The sequence below is a fragment of the Candidatus Methylobacter oryzae genome (genome assembly GCF_003994235.2).
GTDB classification, from domain to species: domain Bacteria; phylum Pseudomonadota; class Gammaproteobacteria; order Methylococcales; family Methylomonadaceae; genus Methylobacter_A; species Methylobacter_A oryzae.
This window is the reverse complement of the sequence record NZ_RYFG02000091.1, coordinates 22,098-42,115: the sequence shown is the minus strand read 5'-3', so window position 1 is coordinate 42,115 and position 20,018 is coordinate 22,098. Positions and strand designations below refer to the sequence as shown.

The 20,018-nt window shown below is 48.6% G+C and carries 15 protein-coding genes; 13 read left to right on the top strand and 2 right to left on the bottom strand.

Going from position 1 to position 20,018, the window contains the following annotated elements:
- The first annotated feature begins 158 nt into the window (after window positions 1-158).
- Both EKO24_RS10345 and EKO24_RS10340 read left to right on the top strand, forming a co-directional pair.
- On the top strand, window positions 159-776 hold the full coding sequence (locus EKO24_RS10345) for an ABC transporter substrate-binding protein (RefSeq protein WP_127029975.1): 618 nt from the start codon (window positions 159-161) through the stop codon (window positions 774-776).
- A gap of 11 nt (window positions 777-787) precedes the next feature.
- Window positions 788-1,768, top strand: a complete 981-nt coding sequence (locus tag EKO24_RS10340; RefSeq protein WP_127029974.1) for an MlaA family lipoprotein — start codon at window positions 788-790, stop codon at window positions 1,766-1,768.
- A gap of 35 nt (window positions 1,769-1,803) precedes the next feature.
- Here the strand turns inward: EKO24_RS10340 and EKO24_RS10335 are convergent, their stop codons facing one another.
- On the bottom strand, window positions 1,804-2,319 hold the full coding sequence (locus EKO24_RS10335; protein ID WP_127029973.1) for an adenine phosphoribosyltransferase: 516 nt from the start codon (window positions 2,317-2,319) through the stop codon (window positions 1,804-1,806).
- A 228-nt stretch (window positions 2,320-2,547) separates the two neighbouring features.
- Here EKO24_RS10335 and EKO24_RS10330 point away from each other — a divergent pair, with 228 nt between their 5' ends.
- From EKO24_RS10330 to EKO24_RS10315, 4 genes are all read left to right on the top strand, one after another.
- Window positions 2,548-3,696 (top strand): HPP family protein, encoded by a 1,149-nt coding sequence (locus EKO24_RS10330; protein ID WP_127029972.1) that lies wholly within the window; start codon window positions 2,548-2,550, stop codon window positions 3,694-3,696.
- A gap of 61 nt (window positions 3,697-3,757) precedes the next feature.
- Window positions 3,758-4,303 (top strand): hypothetical protein, encoded by a 546-nt coding sequence (locus tag EKO24_RS10325; protein ID WP_127029971.1) that lies wholly within the window; start codon window positions 3,758-3,760, stop codon window positions 4,301-4,303.
- Between the two features lie 33 nt (window positions 4,304-4,336).
- Window positions 4,337-4,840, top strand: coding sequence for a hypothetical protein (locus EKO24_RS10320; protein WP_338324004.1), 504 nt, complete (start codon window positions 4,337-4,339; stop codon window positions 4,838-4,840).
- A gap of 153 nt (window positions 4,841-4,993) precedes the next feature.
- Window positions 4,994-6,859 (top strand): methyl-accepting chemotaxis protein, encoded by a 1,866-nt coding sequence (locus EKO24_RS10315; RefSeq protein WP_127029969.1) that lies wholly within the window; start codon window positions 4,994-4,996, stop codon window positions 6,857-6,859.
- A 90-nt stretch (window positions 6,860-6,949) separates the two neighbouring features.
- Here EKO24_RS10315 and EKO24_RS10310 read toward each other — a convergent pair whose 3' ends face one another.
- On the bottom strand, window positions 6,950-8,659 hold the full coding sequence (locus EKO24_RS10310) for a proline--tRNA ligase (protein ID WP_127029968.1): 1,710 nt from the start codon (window positions 8,657-8,659) through the stop codon (window positions 6,950-6,952).
- A gap of 342 nt (window positions 8,660-9,001) precedes the next feature.
- Between EKO24_RS10310 and EKO24_RS10305 the strand changes: the two genes are divergently transcribed.
- From EKO24_RS10305 to EKO24_RS10275, 7 genes are all read left to right on the top strand, one after another.
- Window positions 9,002-11,251 carry a response regulator gene (locus EKO24_RS10305; RefSeq protein ID WP_127029967.1) on the top strand — a complete coding sequence of 750 codons (2,250 nt, stop codon included), beginning with the start codon at window positions 9,002-9,004 and terminating at the stop codon, window positions 11,249-11,251.
- Between the two features lie 366 nt (window positions 11,252-11,617).
- The gene (locus EKO24_RS10300) at window positions 11,618-12,670 is read left to right on the top strand and encodes a response regulator (RefSeq protein WP_127029966.1); all 1,053 of its coding nucleotides are present in this window, start codon (window positions 11,618-11,620) and stop codon (window positions 12,668-12,670) included.
- A 210-nt stretch (window positions 12,671-12,880) separates the two neighbouring features.
- Window positions 12,881-13,789, top strand: coding sequence for a phosphate/phosphite/phosphonate ABC transporter substrate-binding protein (locus EKO24_RS10295; protein ID WP_127029965.1), 909 nt, complete (start codon window positions 12,881-12,883; stop codon window positions 13,787-13,789).
- The gene (locus tag EKO24_RS10290; protein WP_127029964.1) at window positions 13,786-17,223 is read left to right on the top strand and encodes a PAS domain S-box protein; all 3,438 of its coding nucleotides are present in this window, start codon (window positions 13,786-13,788) and stop codon (window positions 17,221-17,223) included. Before EKO24_RS10295 ends, EKO24_RS10290 begins: the two co-directional genes overlap by 4 nt.
- 7 nt (window positions 17,224-17,230) lie before the next feature.
- Complete coding sequence (locus EKO24_RS10285) at window positions 17,231-18,256, top strand: HD-GYP domain-containing protein (protein ID WP_127029963.1); 1,026 nt, start codon at window positions 17,231-17,233, stop codon at window positions 18,254-18,256.
- Between the two features lie 54 nt (window positions 18,257-18,310).
- On the top strand, window positions 18,311-18,979 hold the full coding sequence (locus EKO24_RS10280; protein ID WP_127029962.1) for a cobalamin B12-binding domain-containing protein: 669 nt from the start codon (window positions 18,311-18,313) through the stop codon (window positions 18,977-18,979).
- Entirely contained in the window at window positions 18,976-20,004 is a 1,029-nt protein-coding gene (locus tag EKO24_RS10275; RefSeq protein WP_127029961.1) for a uroporphyrinogen decarboxylase family protein, read from the top strand. The genes EKO24_RS10280 and EKO24_RS10275 overlap by 4 nt, the downstream gene beginning before the upstream one ends.
- Window positions 20,005-20,018: the final 14 nt, after the last annotated feature.

The following is a 20,018-nucleotide window of genomic DNA, read 5'->3' as shown; positions in this document are numbered from 1 at the left end:
CTAAAGGCTAAAGGCTAAAGGCTAAAGGCTAAAGGCTAAAGGCTAAAGGCTAAAGGCTAAAGGCTAAAGGCTAAAGGCTAAAGGCTAAAGGGGGCGGTTTTTGGTCCTTCGCCCTTGGCCTTTTGCCTGATTTAAATTGGTTTTGCGAGGTTTTGATTATGGTTTTAAAAAAAATTAAGTTAGCTGTCGTTTTTATGTTCCTTTTATTTGGGACAGCGAACGCTTTTGCAGCGGATGAAGGCGCGGCAACGGCTAGACAAGTCGTAGAGAAATTTCAAGCCGAGCTGATTGCGGTGATGAAGGACGGCAAGAAATTGGGCTATGCAGGAAGATATGAGCGATTAAAAGATCCTGTTGCCAATAGCCACGAATTGACAAAAATCGCTCGTATTGTGGTCGGTAAGGAAGGGGAAAAACTATCCGAAGAACAGCAGCAAAAATTGGTCGATGTATTCAGCCGATTGAGTATTGCTTCTTACGCGCACAATTTTAAAGATTATTCAGGGGAGTCGTTTGTATTCGATTCTGAAGAAGAAACAACAAGAGGCGGCGTTGTTGTCCATTCTCATTTTGTTGTGCCTGACGATAAGCCCGTTAAATTCGATTACATGTTGAAAGAGAAGGGCAACAGCTGGCGCATTATTAATATCATTGCCAACGGTGTAAGCGATTTGGCATTGAAGAGGTCTGAATACACGACTATTCTTCAGCGTGAAGGCTTTGATGCCTTAATCAATAAGATCAATGAAAAAATTGACAATTATTCAAAACAATAGGTTTTAGGCTAATGAACAACAGACCACAAAACGGCAATCGTAGAGTTAGAAAGCAACATGCGCTTTCAGGGTTATTAATCGGAGTTGCGATCACTCTAAGCGGCTGTGCAACAACAGAGGTTATTGAGCAACAAACCGTAGCTAATAAAGCCGATCCTTATGAAAGCTTTAACAGAAAAATGTTTGCTCTTAACGATAACATTGATAACTACGTTGCCGAACCTATCTCGAATGCGTATAAATGGATAACCCCGCAGTTCATGCAAACAGGCGTTTTCAATTTCTTTAATAACCTGAAGAATGTCAATGTGGTCATCAATGACGTGCTGCAGGCTAAATTTTCACAAAGTGCTGAAGATACCGGGCGGTTTGCGATCAATTCAACAGTGGGTTTAGGTGGTTTGTTCGATGTAGCCAAACATATGGGGCTGGAACAAAACGAGGAAGATTTCGATCAAACGCTGGCGGTATGGGGGGTGCCTCAAGGTTCTTATCTGGTGCTGCCTATTTTGGGGCCCTCGACTGCCCGCGGCATTCCGGGAGCGATATTCGATACGGCGGCAAACCCGGCCAGTTATGTGGGAATGCCTGTACAGCTGGTGTCCATGTTGAATTCACGAGCCAGTGCGGAAGGGGCATTGAAGTTTATCGATGAAGCCGCTTTAGATCCTTACGTATTTACACGCGAGTCTTTCTTGCAATGGCGTAACAATCTGGCTACGGATGGAAAGGCTGAGACATCTTCGGATGTTGACGGTCTTGAAGACGAGGTCCTTGGCGGCGATAAAAGCGCAGCTTCCGTACAAGTTTCGTCAAATGGCGACGGTAAAGCAGATCTTGCCTTGCAGTTGGATGCGAAAACTAAAGAGATCACTCAAGTCTCGCATTCATTTAGCAGCGTGGCCCAATCATTCGATAACACCGCCAAATCGTTTGAAGATGCCGGTGTTAAACTGGATCAATTAAAAAAATCAAAGAAACGCAGAAGATAATGTTTCTATTGGAGCTACAAGGATGTAGCTCCAATTTAATAGTGCAGTAAAGAATGGATTTCGTAATTTCCCAATTTTTCCCTTCCCCCCAGAAAATCCAGTTCCACCACAAACGCACACGCCTCTACCGTGGCACCGAGCTGTTCGACTAATTCACAGCTTGCCTTCGCTGTTCCGCCGGTCGCCAGCAGGTCGTCAATCAATAAAACACGATCGTTCGCATCAAACGCGTCAATATGGGCTTCCAAGGTGGCTGAGCCATATTCAAGGTCGTACGACACGCTTTGCACATCGTAAGGCAGTTTTCCGGGTTTTCTTAACGGCACAAACGGAAGCCCTAATTCCCACGCGACCAAAGAACCGAAAATAAAGCCGCGCGCTTCCATGCCGGCAATGACGGTAATATTTTTACCTAAAAAAGGGTGTAGTAATTGATGGACGGCCAGTTTTAACGTAGCAGGATCCTTTACCAGCGGCGTAATATCTTTAAATATAATGCCCGGTTTTGGAAAGTCGGGGATGTCGCGAATTTTATCTCTTAATCTATTCATTATTCTAATCTGTAGAAGTTTGGTTAGGTAAAACGTTGTTGTTATTTTAGCAGTAGAAATATAACAGAATCGTTGAGACTGTTTTAGTTTCGATACACAAGAATCCGGGAGCTGAAGTGGATAATTTGGTTTGATCCAATAGAACTGAAATATCGTTTTGATTGCTTTATACTTGGTTAGGCTTCGAAATTTGTTCGCCTTATTGACGCAGGAGGGAAGTTTAATTTTATGATAAATATCAGCCGGCTTATCCGTTTCATCATCGTTGAACCCGTAAACCTAAGCTTTAAGGGCAAGCTTTTTTCGATTGTTTCCAGTTTCAGTACCATTTTGGTTATGGCATTAGCCACCCAGAAACTAAGCATTGGTTCAGCTTATCCGATTATCGTTGCTTCGATGGGCGCTTCCGCCGTTATTTTATTTATTATTCCACATAGTCCGTTGGCGCAGCCTTGGTCGTTTCTGGGCGGGCAAGTGGTATCCGCTATTATCGGCGTTTCTTGTGCATTGTGGTTTGGCAATATTGCTTTAGCATCGGCATGTGCGGTCGGGGGCAGTATTTTTGCAATGCTGTTGTTGCGCTGTCTGCACCCTCCCGGCGCCGCGACAGCGATTGCGCCGATCCTGGTCGGCGATCCGATTCATGCGATGGGCTACGGTTTTGTGCTGATACCGGTAAGCTTAAACGTGATGATTATGCTGGCTATGGTGATCGTTATTAATCGCTGGTTATTAGGACATGACTATCCGACAATTTCCGATAATGGCAATAAACCGGCGCAGAAAACCGGCATCTCGAATCAGGACGTGAAGCAGGCGTTGAAAAGCATGGATACGTTTGTGGATGTTTCGCCGAGAGATTTGCAGAAATTGCTTGTCGATGCGGAGGCGAGAAGCTTTAAACGCTTTAAAGGCAATATCACCTGCGCCGATATTATGGTCTCGGATGTGCCGGCTGTTGAATACGGGACGGATGTTGAAGAAGCCTGGATGATCATGCATAAGCAAAAGCTCAAAGCCATGCCGGTTATCGATAGGGCCAGACGAGTCATTGGCATCATCACCTGGAATGATTTTTTTAAGTTTGTGGATCTGGGGGCTTACGAAAGCTTCCAGGATAGATTCCGGGCCTTTATACGCCGTACGCCGGATGTGTCGACCGATAAACCGGAGTCCGTCGGCCACATGATGACCTCTTCGGTTACCGTATTGCCTGAAGATGCCCATATCGCCGACCTTATTTCCTTGATGTCTACTCAAGGTTACCGGCAGATTCCGATCATAAACAACGAAAAGCGTTTGGTCGGTATGATCTATCAGGCCGATTTAATTGCCGCGCTTTATGATGAACAGTTGGCATCGGTTGCCGGTCAGTGATGGATAAACCTTTGGCGGAAAGTTGAGTAGAATACTCGTTGCTCCTATCAGGAGCCGCCTCTTGGATGTCACGGTTTTTATTTTGATTATTAGAATCTCCCTGTTGTTGATTTTGGCTTCATTGCCGGTGTTTTTACTGGTGGAGCTGTTGGTGCGGCTGGCTGTGCCCGGACTGCCGAACGCATTAACCCTGTTAGGCTCGGCAATGTTGTTAAGCGCATTTGCGGTGTTGATTCTCGCCGGATTATTGGCCGTTTTTAAAATCGTTATTCTCGCAACGGTGGATTATTTTTCGGCTAAACAGCGGGCGCAACGGCGCGTATGGTTTGTGCAGTCCAGGCAAGAGCAAATTAAACGGTTGTTTTATTTCAAAACCAAGCAAATACAATATATCAACGAGCTGAATAGAAAGCGCCTGTTAAAACGCAATAATCGCAAGCATATCCGCTCGCTATCCCGGTCGATCGATAAAGACCTGCTGTTAATCAAGACGAAACTACCGGGCTCTACTTACCTGCAATTGCAACAGGATAATGCCCGCTATCGAAACCGGCAGGATATTGAAGCGTTGCTGGAATTGCAGCAAAAAATTTCCACTCTTGTTTAGCACATGACTCTATTAAAAAACTGGCTTCTTAACATGACTAAGCTGCTCCATTCGGTCAAAGATGAAAACCTGAAATGGCGGCAGGCTAACCAGCACAGCCAGGCAAAACTTAAACATGCCCGCGTCCTGGCCGAGAAGGCGCTGGAAGCCGAATTAAAAAAGAAAAGCGTACAGTTGGAACACGACATTAACTTGCTAAAGACCAAGCACAATGCCGAGCTGTCGATGTTTAAAACCAAATGCAAGCAGGATATTAAAGACTACAAGCAGTATCTGGTCGCGTTGGATCAGCTTAAAAGTTCAATTCAGGCCAGTTATACCCATCTGCCCGAAGCCGTTGCCTTCACCATTCATCACCATGCGAAATATTTGTTGAATAAAATGTGGGAAGCGGAAGACTTTGAACAAAAAATCCAGCACGAGATGGAGTTAATCCGTTTTATGACGACGGTACATGAAGACGCACGCCTGCATTTGGAAGGCGGGAGTGTCGAAAGTTTGCCGGAAAAGACGCTGAGCCTGATTCAGCAACAATAAATCGGTCTAAAATAAAATACATAGCGTTCCATGTTTAACATCAATAATAGGGACAGTCCTGTTCTATGCAGGAAAGATTGTTTTTACGGTGATTCCGAATACTGTTAGGCTCCAAGTTAAGTCCACATAATAAAAAATCAAAGAGGGCGGATAATGTTAGTTGAGCGTTTATCATTCAATCAGAAAATCATCGTTTTAGTGATTTTTCCTCTGTTAGGGGTGCTGGGTTTATCCGCACTTACCATCACACAGCAATTTAAAGCAATGTCAGCGGCGGATAAGGTCAGCGAATTGACTGTATTTTCATTTCACGCCAGTGCCTTGGTGCATGAATTGCAAAAAGAACGCGGCATGTCGGCAGGCTTTCTGGGCAGCAAAGGCCAACAGTTCCAAAGCGAGTTATTGGCGCAGCAGCAGTTAAGCACGGAAAAGCTGAATACCTTGCAGGAAAATTTGCAGCGTTTAGCTATTCAATCCGATCCACGTCTTGCGGAAGGTTTGCATAAAGCGTTCGGGGAATTGGATCGATTGGCAGGAATGCGTCAAAACATTATCAACTTATCCGTACCCGCCGCTCAGGCGATTGGTTATTATTCGGACGTTAACGGGCTGTTTTTGGACATTATTTCTTATTTGCCGAAGTTGAGTCTCGACACGGCCATGAGCGCTCAATTGTCGGCTTATGCTAATTTTCTTAAAAGTAAAGAACGGGCCGGCATTGAGCGGGCGGTTCTGTCGAATACATTCGCCATGGATCGTTTCGGGCCGGGAATGTATGAGCGATTAGTCAGTTTGATTGCTATTCAAAACACGTTCATGGACGTGTTTTTATCATTTGCCGATCAGCCCGCGCTGCAGGTTTATCAACAGACACTCAGCGGTCAATATGTCGATGAAACCCAGCGTATGCGTGGAATTGCGCTTAAACAGGCAGAACAAGGGCAGTTCGCCGTTGATGCAAAATACTGGTTTAGCATGCAAACCGGTAAGATCGATCTTTTGAAGAAAGTAGAGGATCATTTAGCCTCATTGTTGTTTGATAAAACCAGCGCGTTAAAAAATCAGGCTGAAACCTATTTAACTCTGATCTGCGTTACGGTTAGTTTATTAGTATTTTTAGCATTAAGTCTGTTTGTCGTTCTGCGGCGGGATATTGCTCGTCAACTAGGCGGCGAGCCTTCCGAAGTCTATAGAATGGCGGAGAATATTGCCGAAGGCCACTTATTGCAGCATAACGATCATCAGCGTCATCATGGCATTTTCGCGGCAATGCGTATGATGGAGTCGCGGTTAAACAATATTATTAAGACAATACATGGTTGCGCCCAGCAGATTTTAGATGCCGCGCAAGAAACCAGTTCGGCGGCGGGATCGTTGAGTCAGAGCACTTGTCACCAGGCCGTCAGTATCGACCAAACGACAGCGTCAGTCGATGAATTGCGTAGCTCGATAGAACATAATTTCGCCAATGCCCAAGCTACCGAAAAAATTGCGCAAACCTGTGCGGATTCGGCTAAGCAGGGCTATCAGGTGGTTGAGGACGTTGTAGACGCTATGGAGAAAATCAGCGAAAAAATCGGTTTGATTGAAGATATTGCTTATCAGACGAACATTTTGGCGTTGAATGCCTCCATCGAAGCAGCTAGGGCCGGCCGCCATGGTTTGGGGTTTTCAGTGGTTGCTACTGAAGTCCGTAAATTGGCCGGCCGCAGCCATGATTCGGCCAAAGAAATTCGCAGCTTAATTACAATTTCCGGACAAGTGACACAAAAAGTTGAGCAATTATTTACCAGTATGTTGCCGGACATTTTGAAAACCGCCACACTGGTTCAGGAAATCAGCACTACGTCGGATGAGCAGGCTGCATCGATTAAACAAATTAGCGAGGTGATGAAGCAACTTGATGACGTTACTCAGCGGAATGCGGCAGCGTCGGAACAATTGTCGGCAACTGCGCATATGTTGAACGACCAGAGCCGGATTTTGAATCAGGAAATCGGTTTTTTTAAATTAGGATAAGCTTTGCCGCCATTTCGATAACGACGTGAGCGGCGGTAAACTACAGTGCCACGAAGAGAAACGAAACTCTCTTCGTGGCGGATAAAGTTTTTAAGCCAGCTTAGCTTTCAAAAAGTCTATAACATCCGCAAACGGAATTTCCTCGTTTGCGTCGGCGGTCCTGGCCTTGTATTCCACCGTGCCGGAATCCAGTCCGCGGTCGCCGACTACGATGCAGTGCGGGATGCCGATCAGTTCCATGTCGGAGAACATGAAGCCGGCGCGAACTTTCCTGTCGTCGAATAATACTTCAATGCCGGCGGCCTGCAATTCCCGGTACAGTTTTTCGGATGCTTCTTTCAAACGTTCCGATTTATGCATGTTCATCGGACACAGCGCGACTTGGAACGGCGCAAGATTGGCCGGCCAGATGATACCTTTGTCGTCATGGTTCTGTTCGATCGCAGCCGCAACGACGCGGGAAATACCGATGCCGTAACAGCCCATGATCATGATCTGGTTCTTGCCGCCTTCATTGATGATGCCGGCTTTCATCGCTTCGCTGTACTTGGTGCCTAATTGGAAAATATGGCCGACTTCAATGCCGCGCGCCAACGTGATCTGGCCTTTGCCGTCCGGGCTGGGGTCGCCTTCAACTACCGTGCGCAGGTCGGTAACGTGATCGGGGACCGGCAGGTCGCGTTCCCAGTTGACGCCTTTATAATGCTTGCCGTCCTGGTTCGCGCCGCAAACAAAGTCGGACATCAAGATAACGCTGTGGTCGGCAATCACTTTAATTTTTAGGCCAATCGGGCCGATAGAGCCGGGTTTGCAGTTGCATGCGCCAGCGATTTCTTCGTCGCTGGCGAATTGCAGCGGGGAAATAACGCCGTCGATTTTTGCGGCTTTGATTTCGTTAAGGTTATGGTCGCCTCGTAACAGCAGCGCAACCAACGTGTCTTCCTCGCCCCTGACGATCAGTGTTTTCAGGCACTGCGTGGCGGGAATGTTTAAAAAGCCGCAAACTTCTTCAATACTGTGTTGGTCAGGCGTATCGACCAGCGTCAAGGCTTCCGTCGCCGTAGCGCGAGAGCCGGTAGGCGCGACGGCTTCGGCTTTTTCAACGTTGGCGGCATATTCGCTGTCGGTCGAGAACGCGATTGCATCTTCGCCCGAATCGGCCAGTACGTGGAATTCATGCGACACCGCGCCGCCGATTGAACCGGAGTCGGCGATAACAGCGCGGAACTTTAAGCCCAAATGGTTGAAAATGTTGGTATAGGCTTGATACATCGTATCATAGGTATGCTGCAACGATTCCTGATCCAGATGAAAGGAGTAGGCGTCTTTCATGATAAATTCGCGCGAACGCATCACGCCGAAGCGGGGACGGATTTCGTCGCGGAATTTGGATTGAATTTGATAGTAGGTGATAGGCAATTGCTTGTAGCTTTTGATCTCGTTACGCGCCAGGTCGGTAATGATTTCTTCATGCGTAGGCCCCAGGCAGAAATCGCGCTGATGACGGTCCTTTAAGCGTGCCAGCTCAGGGCCGTATTGTTCCCAACGGCCGGTTTCCTGCCACAACTCGGCGGGTTGCAAGCCGGGCATTAACACTTCCAATGCGCCTGCTTTTTCCATTTCTTCGCGGGTGATCTTTTCGACTTTGCGCATTACCCGCAGTCCTAAGGGTAACCAGCTGTAAAGACCGGCGGCCAGTTTGCGGATCAGGCCTGCGCGGATCATCAGTTGATGGCTGGCTATTTCAGCATCAGCCGGTGTTTCTTTAACAGTATTGAGCGGGAATTGAGAAGTACGCATTGTATTTTAACGAGTTGGTCAATAAAAAGCGGTTATTTTACAGAGTTAATGCTTGTTTAGTCATCCCGTTATCAAATCAATTCACATTGTTGGGATTAATTCCGGGTAGCTATTGACGAACGCAGTCTTTGCCGTACCATTCTCTTTAATAATCCGTATGGGATGCGGCAATCACTTCATAAAACAGCAATTTTCTTTGTGTTCGGGGAAGTGCGCCGCGAAACGCTGAGCGTCCACGTTTCCGAGGCTGGCGATGGTTTATGAGAACAGTATTTGGCGGATCATTTATTTTAGCGAGGCAGAGGATGTTAACTAAAACGGCGAAATCCCAAAGGTAGTGCGATGCCTAAGTTAATGAAATTATTGCCGCTGCCTAAAATTAGTATTCAGCAGCGCAAATACATTTTTTTCTTTATAGTGTGGAGCGCACTGATTGCCTTATCGCTGCTCTGGAATATTCGCCAACTCCATGAAAACACGCTGTTGACTGCCGCAGCCGCTGCACGTACCAGTCTGAACAAAGACATTACATTTCGCAAGTGGGCGGCTTCCCACGGCGGCGTTTATGTGCCGCCCACAAAAATCACTCCGCCTAATCCTTACCTTAAACTGCCCGAACGCGATGTAGTTACTACAACGGGTAAAACTTTGACCTTAATGAATCCCGCCTACATCTTGCGCGAATTGCAAAGCAACTTTGGCGATGAATACGGTAATCGCAGCCACCTGACCAGCTTAAAACCTCTCAATCCGCATAATGGCCCCGATGACTGGGAAACTAAAGCGCTACAGGGTTTCGAACGCGGCGGTAAAGAGTTAATGGAAGAGCAACAGATAGATGGGCAGTCTTATTTGAGATTGATGCAACCTTTCACCGTTGAGCCGGACTGTATGAAATGTCATGCAATCCAGGGTTACAAAGTAGGCGAGATTCGCGGCGGTATCGGCACGTCTATCTTATTAAGCGGTTATTTGCAGCAGGAACAAAAACAAAGCAGCGAATTGACCTTATCTCACGGCCTAATCTGGCTGATAGGTTTTATAGGGCAAGGTTTGTCTTATCGGCGCGAGTATCGCTTGAATTACAAGCGTAAACAGGCGGAAGCCGAGCTTAAGCGGCATCATGACCATTTGGAACAATTGGTCGAAGAACGCACTGCGGCGCTATCGGTTGCCAAGGAATCCGCCGAAGCCGCCAATATTGCCAAAAGCACTTTTATCGCCACGATGAGTCATGAATTACGCACGCCGTTAAATGCGATTTTGGGTTTTTCCGAATTAATGAGCCGGGATGGCGCTACGACAGCCAAACAGCAAGACACGTTAGCTATCATAGAGCGCAGCGGCTCGCATTTGCTGAGCATGATTAACGATGTGTTGGATATTTCGAAAATTGAGGCCGGACGCCTTGATTTGGATGTTCAGGCTCTCGATCTGATAGGCCTGTTGCAAGATATTGGCGACATGATCAGTGTTCGCGCTAACGACAAACAGCTAAGTTTTAGATTGGAAATAGCGTCCGATATAGCGCGGTATATTGAAGCCGACAGCGGAAAATTGCGGCAAGTCCTGATTAATTTGCTGGGTAATGCGATAAAATTTACTCAGCAGGGCGAAGTCATACTTCGTGCCGATACCCGGCCATTGCCTGCCATGGCTATGGCAACACTGAGAATTGAAGTGGCCGACACCGGGGTGGGTGTAGCCGAAGACAAGCAAGAGGAGCTATTTAAGCCTTTCGTGCAATTGGTACAGGAAAATTCAGATACTAAAGGTACGGGCTTGGGCTTAGCCATCTCTAAATCTTTAGTAAAATTGATGGGCGGCTGTATCGGTTTCACCAGTGTCTTAGGGAGAGGTTCGACATTTAAGATTGAATTACCGGTGGCTATCGCAAGCGTTGATCGTATTACCATTGAAGAAGAATGGCATCCGGTTAAATGCATAGCACCCGGCCAGCCTCCTTTGCGCTTGCTAGTCGTCGATGACAATGCCGACAATCGCTTATTACTAACCAGCATCCTGATAGATGCCGGTTTCCAAGTGCGCGAGGCGGAAAACGGCCAACAAGCCGTTAAACTCTTTGAGCAATGGCGCCCGCATTTAATTTGGATGGATATGCGCATGCCGCTGATGGACGGTTATGAAGCCACCGCGAAAATTCGCCAATTACAAGGTGGCGATGACGTTAAAATCATCGCCCTGACAGCCAGTGCTTTTAAGGAACAGCACGCCCGCATTGTTGATGCAGGTTGCGACGAGGTGTTGCACAAGCCTTTTCATATACCGGAAATTTTTGCCGAATTAGCAAAACATCTGGAAGTTAGATTTGTTTATCTGGATGCTCCGGTTCTTGTGCCATCGCCTGTCCCGGAGACGACGGTTGAAATGCTGGCCAAGCTGCCTTTAGATTTACGGCAGCAATTGCACGAGGCCGCGCTTAATCTGGATATGGAAGAAACCAATGCTATTATCGAGCGAATTCGTGCATTAGCTCCCGATGTTGCCGACGGTTTTCAGGGGCTGGCTCAACAATATCAATTTGACCGGATTATTCATCTGGCCGGGACGGCGGATGGCCGCAAAACCTGATAGTGTTTCTGTTTTATTTAGCTATTATTAATTCGTTTTGAGTTTTTAGGAGCTTGGCTTGCGGACGAATACAAGTGACTAGTACTCAGTCAGTATTGATATGTCGAGTACAAAGCATTTAACTCAGCGTAAATCCGCTGATCCCATTCGACAAGCTCATGACAGGCTTCGACAAGGCTCTCCTGAGTTTATCGAAGGATTCAGGACGAACGGATTTACTTTTACTCGTCAAAATAGCATTGACTGAGTACTAGGCATCTGCCTGATGGGCGTGGTTGTGTGTTGGGAAACGAAGCGCTACGTGCTATTTTTATGCAAAAATTTCAGGTTCATCAAAAATTTATTTAGATTAGATAGGGTTACCTTTTGGAACATACAGCGGACATTTTAATCGTCGATGATACGTTAGCCAACTTACAGCTATTATCGACCCTATTAAAAGAAGAAGGATATAAAGTACGTCCTGCTAATAGTGGCGTTCTAGCTTTACAAGCGGTCGCTAAAAAAAAGCCGGATTTAATTTTGCTGGACATCAAAATGCCTGAAATGGACGGTTACGAAGTTTGTTCGGCATTAAAAAGCAATCCCGAAACTAAAAACGTACCGGTTTTGTTTATCAGCGCCTTGAACGACGTTGCCGATAAAGTCAAAGCTTTCAATGCAGGCGGGCTCGATTATATTAATAAGCCCTTTCAATTTGAGGAAGTAAAAGCCCGCGTTGCCACGCATTTGCGCTTAAAAGCCTATGAAGATGACATGGCCGCGGAAATAGCGCTTGGCATTCGCGAAATTGAAGCGTTGAATCAGGAAATCATCGATACGCAGCAAGAGCTGATTTTTACGATGGGGCAGATTTGCGAAACCCGTTCGCACGAAACGGGGCAACATGTAAAACGCGTCGCCGAATACTCGTATTTATTGGCAAAGCTGTATGGCTTTGAAGAGCTGGAGCTAATGAAGCAAGCCGCTTCGATGCACGACATCGGCAAGGTCGCTATTCCCGATAGTATTTTAAACAAGCCCGGCAAGTTGACAGAGGAAGAATGGGAAGTAATGAAGACTCACAGCCATTTGGGTTTTCAGATGCTCAACCTGTCACAACACACGATTCAGCGGCCGTTGTTTAAATTAGCGGCTACTATTGCGTTGGAACATCACGAAAAATGGGACGGCAGCGGCTACCCCTACGGTCTTAAAGGCGAAGAAATCAGTGTTGCGGGACGCATTACGGCTGTTGCCGATGTGTTCGATGCGCTCGGCGCTATGCGGTGTTACAAACCCTCTCGGAGCCTGGAAGAGATTCTGGAAATTTTCCAGCTGGAAAAAGGCAGGCATTTTGATCCGGATATGGTTACGCTGTTTTTCGATCATCTGGACGAGTTTATCGCTATCAGGAATGAATATACGGCGCCTGATTAGTATGTTAAAACGCCAAGCCTCTCAATTACATCAAACAATTGTAACTATTCAGTGCGAAGCTCAAAAAACCTCTCCGGCAGGAGAGGGAGCAAATCTCGCCACAATGGCAATTCTTTTGCCGCGCTGAATAGTTACAAACAATTTTCAATTGCTGGCTAGGCATCGGTAATGAGGACAGGTTCACCGGGGCTTTTACGCATGGGGTGAGGTATGAGGAATCTATTGTTTGCGTGCATTGCGTTAATGCTTGCCGCTTGTGGACAGAACGAAGAAAGCGGGACAACCGAACCTCAATATTCTACGCAAAAGCCGGAGGTTGACCGGGAATATGTTTTTGCGATTCATCCCCTGCACAATCCGACGCGTTTGTTCGAGATTTATGCACCGCTGATCGATTACTTGAACCGGCATATTTCCGGCGCTGTTTTCCGGTTAGAGGCTTCGCGCAATTACGAGGCGTTCGAAAACAAGCTTTACCGGCGCGAGCTTGCATTCGCGTTACCCAACCCTTACCAGACATTTAAGGCTCTCGGCCACGGCTATCATGTGATTGCCAAGATGGGCGACGACTATAAATTCACCGGCATTATCCTGATCAGGCGCGACAGCGGTATCGAAAAAATCACCGACCTGAAAGGCAAGAAAGTATCGTATCCCGCCGCGACGGCGCTGGCTGCGACGATGATGCCGCAATATTATCTTCAAACTCACGGCCTGGACGTCAATCATGACATTGAGAACTTGTATGTCGGCTCGCAGGAGTCGTCGATCATGAACGTTTATCTCGGCGACGTAGCTGCCGGCGCCACTTGGCCGCTGCCTTGGGAAGCTTTCCAGCATGAACATCTGGACCAGGCGAAAGAACTGGAAGTCAAATGGGAAACCGAGCCGCTGCTTAATAACAGCGTAGTGGCGCGGGACGACCTGCCTGAACCGCTGGTCAGGCAGGTCGCTCAACTGCTGGATACTTTGCATACGACCGAGGAAGGCAAAGCCATATTGGCACGCATGCCGTTATCCCGCTTCGAGCTTGCCGACGATCGGCGTTACCGCTTAATCGATGATTTCCTGAGTCGGTTCAGCCAGGCTGTTCGGCCTTTGCCGGGGCGGCAGCAATGACAGCGTTGACAGGAAAATCTTCGCTGCCGGGATCGTTCAAACGGCAGATCATTCTTGCTTTCGTGGTCGGTTCCTTTTGCTTGATTAGCGCATTCGCCGCTTACATGATAAAGACCGAAAGCGTTTACCGTTATCAAGACGCTAATAGCACCACGCTAGGCGTGGCCCAATCGCTTGCGGTCAGCTCACGTTCGTGGGTTTTGGCGAATGACTTGATGGGCTTGCAGGAAGTCGTCAATGCCTTTCAAGCCTATCCGGAGCTGCGCTATGCGATGGTCATTTCACCCTCGGGCCGCGTTATTGCGCATAGCGACCGAAGCAAAGTGGGCCTGTTCCTGTCCGACGCTTCCAGTTTGGCCTTGCTTAAGGCCCCGGTTGAGAGCCGTGTGGTGGCGGCCACCGAATCGGGTATCGATGTTGCCGTGCCTATCGAGATTGACAAGCGCTATATAGGCTGGGCCAGAGTGGCAGTGGGACGGAATGGTATTGCCGGCGAGTTGCGTAAAATGCTAATCGACAATACGGTTTTCGTGTTACTCGCCACTATGCTCTCCTTGCTGGCCGCGACAGTTATCGCGAAGCGGCTGGGCGCGCGCATCGGTTTATTGATGCAGGCGGCAGAGGAAGTGCAGGCCGGGAATGTAAATACCCGCGCGCATATTCCAGGACGCGGGGACGAAATCAGCATGCTGGCCGATAACTTCAACCGTATGTTGGATGTGCTGGCAGAAAATGAAAAGCAACTGCGAACGGCATCCCTATATACCCGGAGTTTGATCGAAGCGAGTCTTGATCCATTGGTGACTATCAGCCCGGAAGGCATCATCACCGATGTCAACTACGCAACCGAGCAAGTTACCGGCAAAAGCCGGGCGGAACTGATCGGGACGGATTTTTCAGGCTATTTTACTGAGCCGGACAAAGCGCGTGACGGCTACCTGCAAGCTTTTTTCGAGGGTTCGGTCACCGATTGCCCACTGGCCATCCGTCACCAGGACGGGCATATTACCGACGTACTGTATAACGCCAGTGTTTATCGCGACGAGGCAGGCCAAGTGCTGGGCGTATTTGCAGCGGCGCGCGACATTACAGAGAGCAAGCAGGCGGAAGCGATGCGCACGCAACTGGCCGCGATTGTCGAGTCCTCCAACGATGCAATTGTCGGCAAAACGCCGGACGGCATCATCACCCATTGGAACAAAAGCGCCGAGAGAATATACGGCTATACCGCCGAAGAGATCATCGGCAAGCCCGTCACTATGCTGGCGCCGGCTTCGCGTTATAACGAGATTCATGAATTTCTGGGAAAAACGCGAATGGGCGAGACCGTTGTCAATCGCGAGTCCGAAAGAATCCGCAAGGACGGGGCTTTGATCAATGTTGCGTTGACACTCTCGCCGATCAAGGATGCTTTCGGCAGTATCACCGGGATTTCAACGATCGTTAGGGACATCACCGAGCGTAAACAGAATGAAGCCGTCAATGCCGCGCGATTGCATTTGGTGCAATTCTCGCTCACGCATTCGTTGGACGAATTGCTTGAGGAAACACTGAATGAAACCGAGAAACTGACCGGCAGCGAGATCGGTTTTTATCATTTTGTTGAAGAGGACCAGAACACCTTGACGCTTCAGAATTGGTCAACCGGAACCAAAGCGAGGTTTTGCAAAGCGGAAGGGCAGGACTTGCATTACGCAATAGCGGACGCCGGCGTGTGGGTTGATTGCATCCATCAGCGTAAAGCGGTTATCCATAACGACTATGCATCGCTTCCTCATCGTAGCGGCATGCCGGAAGGCGATGTCGCTGTGACGCGCGAATTGGTTGTGCCTGTAATGCGCGGCGAAAAAATAGCCGCCATTTTGGGAGTCGGCAATAAGCCTACCGACTATTTAGAAAAGGATGTCGAGAGCGTTTCGCTGATAGCAGGTCTAGCCTGGGAAATTGCTGAGCGTAAGCGGGCTGAAGATGAAATTCATAAGCTCAATCAAGAACTCGAGCAACGGGTCGTTGAGCGTACTGCGGACTTGGTATTGGCGCGCAATGCGGCGGAAGCGGCGAATCAAGCCAAGAGCGTGTTCCTAGCCAGCATGAGCCACGAATTGCGTACGCCGCTGAATGCGATTCTCGGCTTCTCCAACCTGATGCGGAAAGACATGTTGTTGCCGGAGAATCACCGGCAGAATCTCGACATTATCAACCGTAGCGGCGAACACCTGCTGGCCCTGATCAATGACGTACTGGAAATGGCCAAAATCGAGGCCGGGCGGGTGCAATTGGAAAATATCCCGCTTGATTTGGGCGGCATGGTGCGGGATGTTACCGACATGATGCAGGTGCGTGCCGAGGAAAAAGGCCTACGGATGCAGGTCGACCAATCCTCGCAATTTCCCCGTTACATTGTTGGCGATGAGGCCCGTCTGCGCCAGATACTGATCAACTTGATAGGGAACGCGGTCAAATTTACCCAGCAAGGAGGCGTTACCTTACGTTTGGGCACGCGTCAAAACAGCGTTTCGCATCTCGTGATTGAAATTGAGGATTCCGGTTCCGGCATTGCATCGGAAGATCAACAGCGTATCTTCGAGCCTTTCGTGCAACTGGGTTCACAGAAGGACAGCAAGGGTTCCGGGTTGGGCTTGAGTATTACGCGCCAATTCGTGCAATTAATGGGCGGAAATATCAGTTTGGAAAGCAAGCCGGGCAAGGGGGCGTTATTTAGAATCGATTTGCCTTTGGTTGAGGTCATGGAAGCCGACATCGCCAAAGCGAGGGAAGTGGAAAAAGGCGACGTGGTGGGCTTGGCTGAAGGACAGCCCGAATACCGCATCCTGATTGTCGAAGATCAGCTTGAAAACCAGGTGCTGCTGGCAAAACTGATGGAGTCGGTCGGTTTCCAGGTCAAGGTGGCCGAGAACGGCGAGCAGGGCGTGCAACTGTTCCAGAGCTGGCATCCGCATCTGATCTGGATGGATCGCCGCATGCCGGTCATGGATGGGCTGGAAGCAACGCGGGCGATTCGCAGTCTTCCCGGAGGCAAGGCCGTGAAAATAGTGGCTGTCACCGCGTCCGCCTTTATCGAGCAACGGGCTGAAAGCCTTGATGCCGGCATGGACGGTTTTGTGCGAAAACCCTACCGGTTTAATGAAATTTACGGGTGTCTTTCGCAGCAATTGGGCGTACGATATATTTACGAAGGCGCTCCCGAAGCCGATAAGCCGGGCATGGCGTTGACGTCGGAAATGCTGGCGGCATTGCCCGAGGCGTTGCGTAGCCAGCTAAAGGATGCGCTGGAGAATCTGGAGAGCAAACGCATTGCTTCGCTTATCCGTCAGATTGCTCCAATCGACTTGGAATTACATAAAGTACTGGCTTATCTTGCCGAAAATTTTGATTATCCGGCGATCCTGGAAGCATTGCGGGAAACCGATTGAGAACCTAATGACAGACAAAGGCAAAATTCTAGCCGTCGACGATACTCCGGCTTCTCTCAAATTGTTGTCGGACATTCTGATGGAAGAAGGTTATGAAGTGCGCTCCGCGATTAACGGGGAACTGGCTTTACATTCCGCCTTCAACAATCCGCCGGAATTGGCTCTGCTGGACATCCGTATGCCTGAGATGGACGGTTTTGAAGTCTGCCGGCAGCTCAAAAAACATCCTAAAACCCACGACGTGCCGGTCATTTTTGTCAGCGCGGTATTGGATATCGAGGAGAAAGTGCGAGGTTTTGAACTGGGTGCCGTGGATTTTGTCACCAAGCCTTTTCAGCGTGAAGAGTTGCTGGCCAGGGTTCGTACTCACCTGGAAGTCGACCGTTTGCGTAACCATCTGGAGGAACAGGTCGAAGCGCGTACCAGCGAGCTTAGGGAAAGCGAAAAAATGCTGCGGGCGAGCCTGTTGGATTTCGTCACCGCAATTGCCGCCACGGTTGAGATGCGCGATCCTTATACGGCCGGCCATCAGCGCCGCGTCGCCGATTTGGCTACGGCAATGGCCAGGGAGTTACAGCTACCGGCCGAGCAAATCGAAGGACTTAACTTGGCCGGCATGATGCATGATATTGGCAAGATCCGGATTCCGGCTGAAATACTCAGCAAGCCGGGGCGCCTCAGCCAGTTGGAATTCGGCCTGATCAAGGAGCATCCGGTAACCGGCTATGAAATACTCAAATCCATCAATTTCCCTTGGCCGATTGCGCAAATCGTATTGCAGCACCATGAGCGGCTTGATGGTTCGGGTTATCCGCATGGACGAAAAGACGGTGAAATCCTGCTTGAGGCCCAGATTGTCGCAGTAGCCGACGTCGTCGAAGCCATGGTCTTGCATCGCCCTTACCGTGCCGGGCTCGGGGTCGAGGCGGCGTTGGATGAAATTACGCGTAACAAAGGCATCATGTACAATCCCGAGGTAGTGGATGCTTGCCAGAGTCTTTTTCTTGAACAGAGTTACAATCTGTTGCCCTGAACATGATTATTTAAAACCGCTCCGACAAAACGACTCACCTTAGCTAAAAAATCTATGATATTGAAAAATGTTATCGCGGCCTATAACGAAGCCGTTTTTGATACGGATCGTGATAAAGCCTTTGAAGTCATTCACGAAGCCATGGCCCAGGGGCTTACGCCCGAGGATATTGTTTTCAAGGTGGTCATTCCGGCCATGGAACTGATGATTAAAGCGATCAGCGAAGATTTCGACGCCAATCTCGCCCAACACTTCATGGCGTCGCAAATCGCGTCCCAAGTCACCGATGAAATGGTGGCGCTGTTTCAATCAAGTCCCGAAACCATTGGTCGTATCGTTATCGGCACCTCGCATGGCGATATGCATACGCTGGGCAAGCGCATTGTCAGCGGTTGTCTGCGTTCGTTGATGATTGATGTGGTCGATTTAGGCGTTAATGTCAGTGCGGAGCGTTTTGTCGATGCGGCATTGGAGCATGACGCAAGCATCATCGCGATTTCCTCGATGATGGTGCATACCGCGCGTAGCGAACACGGCTGTCTGGCGGTACGGCAATTATTGAAGGAACGCGGCTTGGAAGACCGTATTAAAATCGTCGTCGGCGGTGCGCCTTATACTTGGGATACTGAGCTTTATAAAATTGTCCAGGCCGACGCATGGGCGAGCGATGGTGTTTCGGCAGGAAAAGTTATTAAGGATTTAATTGTGGGGATGCGTAAATGATTACTGGAATGGATAGGTTGGTTGCTGCAATAAACGGCGAAAAGTCGGATCGCATTCCGGTATTTTGCAATTTATTGGATCAAGGCGTTAACGAGCTGGGTTTAAAATCTTTATACGAATATTATCAGCGCGGTGAATATGTTGCCGAAGGGCAGTTGAAAATGCGCGAAAAATACGGTTACGACAATGTCTGGAGTTTGTTTTACGTCGGCAAGGAAGCGGAACTGTTAGGTTGTAAAAAGATTTTGTTCTCGCCCGACGGGCCGCCGAATGTTGAACATTTTGTGATTCAATCCTATGACGATATCCACAACCTGGAGATTCCGGACGATTTTATTCATCACCCTGTTTTTGCCGAAGAATTAAAGTGCCTGCAAATCTTGAAGCGGGAAGTCGGCGGGCGTTATCCGATCTGCGGTTATGTCACTGCCGGCATGGCGTTGCCGGCATTGTTGATGGGCATGGACAAATGGTTCGAATTATTGTTCATGGGACCGCCTGAAGTACGCGATGAGTTATTGACGAAATGTTCGTTATTTTGCCGGCGCCATATTGCCGCGTTGAGAGAATTGGGCGCCGATGTGATTGTTTACGCCAATCCGTTCGGTTCCACCGATTTTGTGCCTTTCCCGTACATTATTAAAAATGCGATACCGTGGATGAAACAAGACTTAAGCGCAGGGCTGCAAGGTATCGTTTATTACTGCGGCGGAGCCCGTTTTAATCAGGTGATTGAAACCGTTATTTCTGAAATCGGCATAGAAACTTATTATTTAAGCCCGTTGGATGATATTGGCGCAGGCAAGCGGATTATCAACGGTCGAGGCCTAACCTGCGGCGTTATCAACGATATTAAGCTGATCGACTGGTCGGAAGAAGAAGTTAAACAGGAAGTAAAACGCATGTTGACGGCCGGTATGGCCGGCGGTAAATTTCTTTTCGGCACTATTCTGATGCCGTACAAAATCCCCGAACGCAACATCAGGGCGATGCTGGATGCTGTTTATGAATATGGGCGGTTTTAATTAATCGTAAAAAC